The organism is Muribacter muris, from assembly GCF_001038205.1.
In the GTDB taxonomy this organism is placed as follows: Bacteria; Pseudomonadota; Gammaproteobacteria; order Enterobacterales; family Pasteurellaceae; genus Muribacter; species Muribacter muris.
Map to the genome: position 1 here is coordinate 1 of NZ_JWIZ01000085.1, position 8521 is coordinate 8521.

Sequence of the window (8521 nt, forward strand, 5' to 3'; positions counted from 1 at the left end):
TGCAAAGCATACCAGGTTATTCCCTGTTGAAATAACAAGGCGTTTATCAAAAGACGTAGTGGCTCACTTTTCAATGAGCTTCCTGCGTCTGCCTGGTACATTTTTGTAGGGGCATTAACAAGAGGATAAGCTCGGCTTTGGTGTAGTGTGTGTGAATATCAGGTGTTTCCTTAATTAAACGAATAAATGATCAACAAGGACGATAGTGGCTCTCGTGAAATAGGATAGTAAGTCTTATATGGAATGAATGGAAGTGTAGGCCGATATTGTGGGCTGGGGATAAAATCGACTTCGTGCGTAAAGTAGCATTGGTTACTAACGACGTCGCTAAATCTGGAAAAGCTCGCTCATTATTACTCAATGATGAAGCCATCGCCTTACTTAAATCCATTCGTAACAGACATTCCAAATATGTGTTTGTTGGCAGAAATGGTAATCCGCTAACGGACATCAACCGAAAGTCTTTCACGCTAGCAACGAAAAAATGCTTTCTAGTTGATTTCCATTTCCACGATTTGCGACACACTTGGGCAAGCTGGCACGTTCAAGCAGGTACACCGTTATTCACGCTCAAAGAATTAGGCGGTTGGGAAACGCTTGAAATGGTCAAGAAATATGCTCATTTGAATGCGGATCATTTGTTGGAACACGCAAACAAAGTAGAATTTCACGGCACATTTACGACACACCTAGAGCCTAAGACACATTTAAAACTTGTTGCGTAATATATAACGTATTGAAAAATAAGACTTTTAATGGCACGCCCTAAAGGATTCGAACCTTTGACCCACGCCTTAGAAGGGCGTTGCTCTATCCAGCTGAGCTAAGGGCGCAATAATTAGGAAAAAAGAGAAGTGGTCGGCGAGATAGGATTTGAACCTACGACCCACTGGTCCCAAACCAGTTGCGCTACCAAGCTGCGCTACTCGCCGACGTTTGAATGGCTGGCATTATAAAGTTTTCCTTTGTTTCGTCAATAAAATTATTCCACTTTCAACTTAAATGCGTATTCTTTAAACATTGAATAACGGAATAGCTTACTAAAAGTCAAAAATTTTGAGAAAATAGCTAACGCAAACGTTTTCGTACTCTGTGGAAGGAATTTTTATGTCTGCGCAAATTATTTCCGGAAGTCAGTTGGCTTCTCAAATTAAAGCCGATGTGGCGGCACAAATTACCCGTTTTGGTGAACAAGGTCAGCGAGCGCCGGGGCTGGCGGTTATTTTAGTCGGCGCTGATCCGGCATCGCAAGTTTATGTGAACAGTAAACGCAAAAGTTGTGCTGAAATCGGCATTCAATCCAGATCCTTTGATTTGCCGGAAAATACGTCCGAAGCCGAATTGTTGGCGTTAATCGACCAACTTAACCAAGATGACAGTGTGGACGGGATTTTGGTGCAACTGCCGCTGCCGGCGCATATTGATAGCACCAAAGTGATTGAAGCTATTCAGCCGGATAAAGATGTGGACGGTTTTCACCCTTATAATGTCGGGCGGTTGTGTCAGCGTATCCCGACTTTGCGTGCCTGCACCCCTTACGGCGTGATGAAATTATTGGCAACGACCGGTGTTGATTTATACGGCAAGCACGCGGTGATTGTCGGCGCATCGAACATTGTCGGTCGCCCAATGGCGTTGGAGTTGTTGTTAGCCGGTTGTACGGTGACGGTAACGCATCGTTTCACGCAAGATTTGGCAAGCCATATCCGCCAAGCCGATATTGTGGTGGTTGCAGTCGGCAAACCGCAATTTATTCCGGGTGAATGGATTAAAAAAGGGGCGATTGTGATTGATGTTGGCATTAACCGCCTTGATGGGAAATTAGTCGGCGATGTAGCATTTGACGTTGCTTCGCAAAATGCCGCCTTTATTACGCCGGTACCGGGCGGCGTAGGGCCGATGACCGTTGCAATGCTAATGCAAAATACCTTGCAAGCCTATCAACAGCATATTGGTTAGGTGTGCCGATCCCCTGCTTTCGAGTCGGGGATTTTTCGTCTTTGAAAAGCAAAAAATATCTTGTAGAATCAACCCATTTCAAACGAATGAAGGTGCAAATATGACATTAAAAATAGCGATTGTCGGGGCAGGCGGACGAATGGGACGCCAACTGATTCAAGCGGTACATCAAGCAGAAGGTGTTGCATTAGGCGCGGCTTTTGAACGGGACGGTTCCTCGTTAATCGGTTCCGATGCGGGTGAAGTAGCGGGGATCGGCGCAATCGGCGTAAAGATTGAAGGCAATTTAGCCAATACGCAAACGGCATTTGATATATTGATTGATTTTACCCGTCCCGAAGGGACATTAGCCCATTTGGATTATTGCGTAGCATACGCGAAAAAAATGGTGATCGGCACAACAGGCTTTGATGAGGCGGGTAAACAAGCTATCCGAGAGGCAGCCGAGAAAATCGGCATTGTGTTTGCGTCAAATTACAGTGTCGGGGTCAATTTAGTGTTTAAATTGCTGGAAAAAGCGGCGAAAGTAATGGGTGATTATTGTGATATTGAAGTCATCGAAGCACATCACCGTCATAAAGTGGACGCACCGTCCGGCACCGCATTATCAATGGGCGAACATATTGCGAAAACCCTTGGACGAGAATTGCGTACTCACGGTGTGTTCGCTCGGGAAGGGATAACCGGCGAGCGTAAACGGGACGAAATCGGCTTTGCGACAATCCGTGCCGGCGATGTGGTGGGGGAGCATAGCGTCTGGTTTGCCGATGAAGGGGAACGGGTTGAGATTACCCACAAAGCCTCCAGCCGTATGACCTTTGCCAATGGGGCGGTGCGTGCGGCAAAATGGCTGGCGGATAAACCTCACGGCTTATTTGATATGACAGACGTACTGGATTTAACTAATCTCTAATCACAAGCGGTCGGTTTGGCTGATCTTTTTGCAAAAGGACAACAGAGAATGAAACACAACATTGAAACCACATTAGTGCAGCTCGGCAATCGTAGCGATCCGAGAACCGGCGCCGTTGCCACGCCGATTATTTTATCTACCGCTTACGGACGGGACGGTTTGGGCGAGTCCACCGGCTTTGATTATACCCGCACCAAAAATCCAACCCGAGATATTCTGGAGCAGGGCATTGCCGAGCTGGAGGGCGGCGATGCCGGTTTTGCGTGTGCGTCCGGAATGGCGGCGATTCAGTTGATTATGTCGCTGTTTAAAGCACCGGACGAGTGGATTGTTTCCAGCGATGTGTACGGCGGCACTTACCGTTTACTTGATTTTTGTTATAAAAATAACCATACAGTCAAGCCGGTGTATGTGAATACGGCGTCCGTTGAGGCGATTGAGCGGGCGATTACCCCGAATACCAAAGCGATTTTTGTGGAAACGCCCTCTAATCCGTTAATGGAAGAGTGCGATGTGGATGCAATTTCCGCTTTGGCGAAAAAGCATCAATTATTGCTGATTGTGGATAACACCTTTTTAACACCGGTATTGTTCCGCCCTATAGAACACGGGGCGGATATTGTGATTCACAGTGCAACCAAATATTTATCGGGGCATAATGATGTGCTGGCGGGCTTGATTGTCGCGAAAGGGCAGAGCCTATGCGAGCGGCTTTATTATATCCAAAACGGCGCAGGGCCGGTGCTTTCCCCGTTCGATTCATATTTGGCGATCCGTGGTTTGAAGACGCTGGCATTAAGAATGGAACGGCATCAAGCCAATGCGACCGAAATTGCCGCCTTTTTAAAGGCACAGCCACAGATCGACAGCGTGCTTTATTCCGGTAAGAGCGGAATGCTTTCGTTCCGTTTGAAAGAAGAAAAGTGGGTGCCGATTTTCCTGAAAGCGATCAAACTGATTACCTTTGCCGAAAGTTTGGGCGGCACGGAAAGTTTTATTACCTATCCGTCCACCCAAACCCATATGGATATTCCCGAAGCCGAGCGGATTGCCCGTGGTATCACGAATAATTTATTGCGTTTTTCCGTTGGCTTGGAACACGTGGACGATATTAAAGCTGACTTATTACAAGCCTTTGCCGAGTTGAAATAGCGGCATTTTCAGCCAAAATAGTTGGAAAGGGACACAGGTTGTGTCCCTTTTTTGTGAATTTTTTATCACATCTACCCGCTTGCATCAGAGATGATGTACCACTAGAGGTTTACCTTGATGGGTTAGCACTTCCGCATCAAGATTAAAAATCTGTTGCAGATTTTCACGGGTAATCATTTCCGCAGGCGATCCGATTTTGGCGATCCGCCCCTGTTGCATCGCTACAATATTATCCGCATAGGCGGCGGCGATATTGATGTCGTGTACCACCATAATCGTAGTGAGGTTCAGCTCGTCAGTGAGTTGGCGAAGTAGTTGCATCAAGGCACGCGCGTGAAACATATCCAAATTGTTGAGCGGTTCATCTAACAAAATATATTGGGTTTGTTGGCAGAAGATCATTGCAATAAACGCCCGTTGCCGCTGTCCGCCGGACAGTTCGGCAAGAAAACGATCGGCAAAGGGGGCGAGATCAAAACGCTCAAGGGCTTGTTGCACAATGGTTCGATCGTTATCGCCGATTTTGCCTTGATGGTGAGGATAACGCCCGAACATCAGCAGATCCCGCACGGTAATGCGGCTGTGAATGGTATTATCTTGGGTTAAAATCGCTAAGTGCTTGGCAATAGTACAAGAGGGCGTGCGGTGAATATCCAGCTCATTAAGGTAAATTGTACCTTGTTGCAACGGTTGCAGGCGGGCAATCAGCGATAGCAGGGTCGATTTCCCCGCTCCATTTGCACCAATCAAGGCGGTAATACCACTGTCTTGAATGGTTAAATCAATATGATCGAGAATTTGATGACATCCAATGTGATGACAAACTTGACTAATTTTAATCATTTCGTCTTCCTGAAAATAAGATAAATAAACACGATCCCGCCGACAAACTCAATCACAACACTGAGTACGCCGTGCATTTTCAATACTTGTTCAAACAGAGCCTGCCCTAAAATCAAGGTGGTTGCCGATATTAACACCGTCATCGGTAGGCGGATATGATGCTGCATTGTCGGGCTGATAGCATTCACAATCGCACACACTAATAGCCCAAGGAATAAAATCGGCCCGACCAGTGCGGTGGAAACGGACACCAGCAGCGAGCAGCAAATTAGCAATTGGCGGCTAAAGCGGTGATAATCCAGCCCGAGTGCAGTGGCATAGTCTTTGCCGAGCAGTAAAACGTCTAATTTATGTCGTTGCCGCCAAATCCAAATCAGACTGAATAGGGCAATGATGCCACCGAACCATAATAAATGCCCTTTTACGCTATTAAAATTGGCAAAGGACGACCCTTGAGCGATAGCAAATTCGTTCGGGTCGATCATTCGTTGAAGCAAATTGTTCAAATTGCGGAACAGCACCCCGAAAATCACCCCGACTAAAATCATTCGGGCAAGATCGGGGTTGCCTTTGGTGAGGGTCGAAAACAGCAAGAGTGAGCCGCCGAGCATCATCAGGGTTTCAAAAATAAATTTACTGCTAATATCCAGTTGCGTAAAGCCAAGCCCGCCGAACATAAAGACTAACGCCGTTTGGGTGAGCAGGTAGAGATAATCGAAGCCGAGAATGCTTGGGGTTAAAATCGGATTATGGGTGAGCGTTTGGAATAACAAGGTGGATACGCCGATAGTATAGCCGATGATCAGCAACATCAGCCATTTTTTACCACGAAAGGGGAGTACGAAATCCCAATGACCATTCGCATTGTAGCCGATAAAAAAGAGGCTTGCGCCCAGAAAAAGCAGGCTCAATATCAGTAGGTGGCGTTTAGTGTGCATTACGTTTCCCCTTAAACAGCAGATACAGGAAAATCAGCGTACCTAATACGCCAAATACGGTTGAAATCGGTACTTCATAAGGGGCATTGATAACACGCCCTAAAATATCACACCCCAATACTAAATTTGCCCCAAGTAGTGCAACCGTGGGCAGATTTTGGCGTAAACGGTCGCCGGCCAAACGGCAGACAATATTCGGCACGACCAGCCCGATAAACGGAATTTGCCCGACTGTTACGACAACAACGGCGGTAATCATTGCGACTAATACCAACGCCAACCACGTCATTTGTTGATAGTTAATGCCTAAATTGGTGCAGATATTTTTGCCCAATCCTGCAATAGTGAGCTGATCTGCCATAAAATAAATCAGTAAGGCTAAACCGGCGGTGAGCCACAGTAACTCATAGCGTCCGGCAAGAATGCCGGAGAAGTCGCCAGACGTCCACACACTGAGCAGTTGTAAACTGTCGGTTTCGTAGGCAATAAATGTGCCGATAGCGTCAATAATATTACCAAAGATAATGCCGACTAACGGCACCATCAACTGTTGGTGCGGTGGCAACCGCTGGAGCAGCAAACTAAAAATCCCCATACCGACTAAGGCACAGAGTGTCGCAATCGCCATTTTACCCAGCAAAGCGGCGGTAGGAAAGACGAGGCTAGCAAGCAGAATGCCAATGCCGGCACTTTGCGTTGCGCCGATCATACTCGGGTCGATAAAACGGTTTTTTAGCACAATTTGTAACACCATACCCGCAACGGCAAGGGTTGCGCCCACTAATAGTACGGCGAGAGTGCGGGGCAAACGGCTAATCAGCAGCAGTTGCATCTGCTCCGGCTGGGTAAACAGTGTTGTCCAATCAAACTCCGCTACCCCTGTGGTAATACTGATCGGGAAAAGGAGCAGCAATATAAAAAAATTAACTCGATGTAAAGAAAACATAGTCCGAAAAAACAAGCGGTCGGATTGCAGAAAAAGTTTGCAATCTTACCGCTTGTTAAGAAAGTGATTATTTTTGCTCGAAGGCGTTCTTAATGTTGGTTAAATCGGTTTTGATTTGCTCAACACCGCCCGGTGCAAGATAAGAGGCACTGCTAAGGTACACGATTTGCCCGTTTTTCCACGCTTTCGTTTGATGAACTAACTCATTATCCAGCACCTCTTTTGCGGTTTTGCCCTCTTCGCCGATAGCCGCAATGCGATCTAGCACGAATAGCCAATCCGGATTGAGTTTTTGGATAAATTCAAAACTGACCGGCTGACCGTGTCCTTGAGCTTTCAGGCTAGGATCTGCCATTGGTACGCCGAGGCTATTATGAATCCAGCTTAAACGATAGCCCGAACCGAAAGCGGAAATTTTGCCCCCGTTCACCAAAATAATTAAGCCGTTACCTTTGCCTTTTACAGCGGCTTGGGTTTGTTGGAAAAGCGTACTAATCTCGCTTTTGAGTTTGTCCGCTTCCGCTTGCTTGTCGAATAATTTGCCGAAACTGTCAATCCGTTGTAAACCGCTTTCGATCAATTTATCGCCGTTATCGGTTAAATCAATGGTTTTCGCAAGTGAGCTGACATCATCAAATTTCTTCGCTGTACGAGTGCCGACAATAATCAAATCCGGTTTAAGCTCGTTTAATGCCTCCAAATTCGGTTCGAAAACCGTACCGACTTTTTGAGCATTTGCAAGCGTAGATTGAGTGTAAGGTATGAGCTTAGCAACATCTGCTGCACCATCGACTTTCACACCTAAGGCGTGCAACGTATCAATACTGCCGGTATCAAATACCGCAATTTTCGCCGGCGGCGCAGAGAGCATTACCTCCCCCCGAGCAGTTGGAATTGTAACCTCTTTCGCCAACACGGAAGTGGTAAATGCAGCAAAAGCCGTCAGCGTGAATAATGTTTTTTTCAGCATAGTAACACCTATATTATTGATAACAATTCTCAATGATTGTAGTGGAATTTTTATAGGAAAACAAATTTTTAATAGAAGTAATGAATAATAAACATCTTTTGATTTAGCTCTGCTAATTATTTTTTAATGGGTAGTCCCGTTTGCCAATCTACCCCTGCTTTTTGAGCAAGTTTTTGGATTAATTCATCGGTGGGTTTTGTCGGGGGGCTGCCTTCATACCAACGTTGAAAGGCAATTTTACCGTCCCAAGCGGGTAATTTAGCGGGAGGGAGTGGGACGATATCATCTAAATCGGGGACTTTGGGTTGTAAAAAATCGTATTTAAATAGATAGTTATCAATAATCTCATAGCGCTTTGATCTTTCTAAATCAGGTTTTTGGTTAAGATATTTTTTATTGTCTTTTGAGATAGAGCGAAAGGCTCCGGATAACCTAAATGCAGATTGTTGATTGCCGTTTTTGACTCCTTGATGGAGTACTTTAACCGTTTTAGAATATTTTTTATCAATTTGGTAAAAGTGAGCCAATGAGTCAGAGGCCTCCCCTAAACCTTGTTCAGAAGCACAATTTAGTAATTTTTCCATAATATTTAGCCGAACAGTTAAAGTATCCTTGTCTCGAATGGCACCCAGAATATTAAATAAAGCATATTGTGCCTCACGGCTCCCCATATCGGCAGCTTTTCTGAGGTAGGCAAATTGCCCGCCGGGTTGAGTGCTGACACCGTAGCTGCTGTCTAGATGATAGTAGAGTTTGTACATTGCCGTAGCGGGTAGCTGTTTTTCTATCTCTTTATTGAG

Annotated in this window: 8 protein-coding genes, 2 tRNA genes and 1 pseudogene; 4 read left to right on the top strand and 7 right to left on the bottom strand. The window is 45.8% G+C overall.

Annotated elements, in window-relative coordinates:
* Nucleotides 1-278 precede the first annotated feature (278 nt).
* Nucleotides 279-725, top strand: a pseudogene (locus RO21_RS10905) (site-specific integrase); the annotation flags it as partial.
* A 31-nt stretch (nucleotides 726-756) separates the two neighbouring features.
* On the opposite strand, the gene RO21_RS10910 reads toward RO21_RS10905, so the two are convergent.
* A tRNA-Arg gene (locus tag RO21_RS10910) sits at nucleotides 757-833 on the bottom strand.
* 22 nt (nucleotides 834-855) lie between these two features.
* Nucleotides 856-932, bottom strand: a tRNA-Pro gene (locus RO21_RS10915).
* A gap of 175 nt (nucleotides 933-1107) precedes the next feature.
* Here RO21_RS10915 and folD point away from each other — a divergent pair.
* The 3 genes from folD (at nucleotide 1108) to RO21_RS10930 (ending at nucleotide 4024) form a co-directional block, all read left to right on the top strand.
* Nucleotides 1108-1959: a bifunctional methylenetetrahydrofolate dehydrogenase/methenyltetrahydrofolate cyclohydrolase FolD gene (folD, locus tag RO21_RS10920; protein ID WP_047977814.1), complete on the top strand. Its 852-nt coding sequence runs from the start codon at nucleotides 1108-1110 to the stop codon at nucleotides 1957-1959.
* A 100-nt stretch (nucleotides 1960-2059) separates the two neighbouring features.
* Nucleotides 2060-2872, top strand: a complete 813-nt coding sequence (dapB, locus tag RO21_RS10925) for a 4-hydroxy-tetrahydrodipicolinate reductase (protein ID WP_047977815.1) — start codon at nucleotides 2060-2062, stop codon at nucleotides 2870-2872.
* Nucleotides 2873-2920: 48 nt separating this feature from the next.
* Entirely contained in the window at nucleotides 2921-4024 is a 1104-nt protein-coding gene (locus RO21_RS10930) for a methionine biosynthesis PLP-dependent protein (protein ID WP_047977816.1), read from the top strand.
* Nucleotides 4025-4108: 84 nt separating this feature from the next.
* On the opposite strand, the gene RO21_RS10935 is transcribed toward RO21_RS10930, so the two are convergent.
* The 5 genes from RO21_RS10935 to RO21_RS13165 all read right to left on the bottom strand — a co-directional run.
* A complete protein-coding gene (locus RO21_RS10935; RefSeq protein ID WP_047977817.1) occupies nucleotides 4109-4867 on the bottom strand; it encodes an iron ABC transporter ATP-binding protein in 759 nt (252 codons plus the stop codon).
* Nucleotides 4864-5805 carry an iron chelate uptake ABC transporter family permease subunit gene (locus RO21_RS10940; RefSeq protein ID WP_047977818.1) on the bottom strand — a complete coding sequence of 314 codons (942 nt, stop codon included), beginning with the start codon at nucleotides 5803-5805 and terminating at the stop codon, nucleotides 4864-4866. Before RO21_RS10940 ends, RO21_RS10935 begins: the two co-directional genes overlap by 4 nt.
* Nucleotides 5795-6751: an ABC transporter permease gene (locus tag RO21_RS10945; RefSeq protein ID WP_047977819.1), complete on the bottom strand. Its 957-nt coding sequence runs from the start codon at nucleotides 6749-6751 to the stop codon at nucleotides 5795-5797. Before RO21_RS10945 ends, RO21_RS10940 begins: the two co-directional genes overlap by 11 nt.
* Before the next feature lie 67 nt (nucleotides 6752-6818).
* Nucleotides 6819-7721, bottom strand: coding sequence for a siderophore ABC transporter substrate-binding protein (locus RO21_RS10950; RefSeq protein WP_047977820.1), 903 nt, complete (start codon nucleotides 7719-7721; stop codon nucleotides 6819-6821).
* Between the two features lie 116 nt (nucleotides 7722-7837).
* On the bottom strand, nucleotides 7838-8521 hold a 684-nt coding region (locus tag RO21_RS13165), incomplete at its 5' end, for a DUF6396 domain-containing protein (RefSeq protein ID WP_047977822.1).

Coding starts and splice junctions, on each gene's coding strand:
- dapB (WP_047977815.1), top strand. CDS start 2,060: ATGACATTAAAAATAGCGATTGTCGGGGCAGGCGGACGAATGGGACGC.
- folD (WP_047977814.1), top strand. CDS start 1,108: ATGTCTGCGCAAATTATTTCCGGAAGTCAGTTGGCTTCTCAAATTAAA.
- RO21_RS10930 (WP_047977816.1), top strand. CDS start 2,921: ATGAAACACAACATTGAAACCACATTAGTGCAGCTCGGCAATCGTAGC.
- RO21_RS10950 (WP_047977820.1), bottom strand. CDS start 7,721: ATGCTGAAAAAAACATTATTCACGCTGACGGCTTTTGCTGCATTTACC.
- RO21_RS10935 (WP_047977817.1), bottom strand. CDS start 4,867: ATGATTAAAATTAGTCAAGTTTGTCATCACATTGGATGTCATCAAATT.
- RO21_RS10945 (WP_047977819.1), bottom strand. CDS start 6,751: ATGTTTTCTTTACATCGAGTTAATTTTTTTATATTGCTGCTCCTTTTC.
- RO21_RS10940 (WP_047977818.1), bottom strand. CDS start 5,805: ATGCACACTAAACGCCACCTACTGATATTGAGCCTGCTTTTTCTGGGC.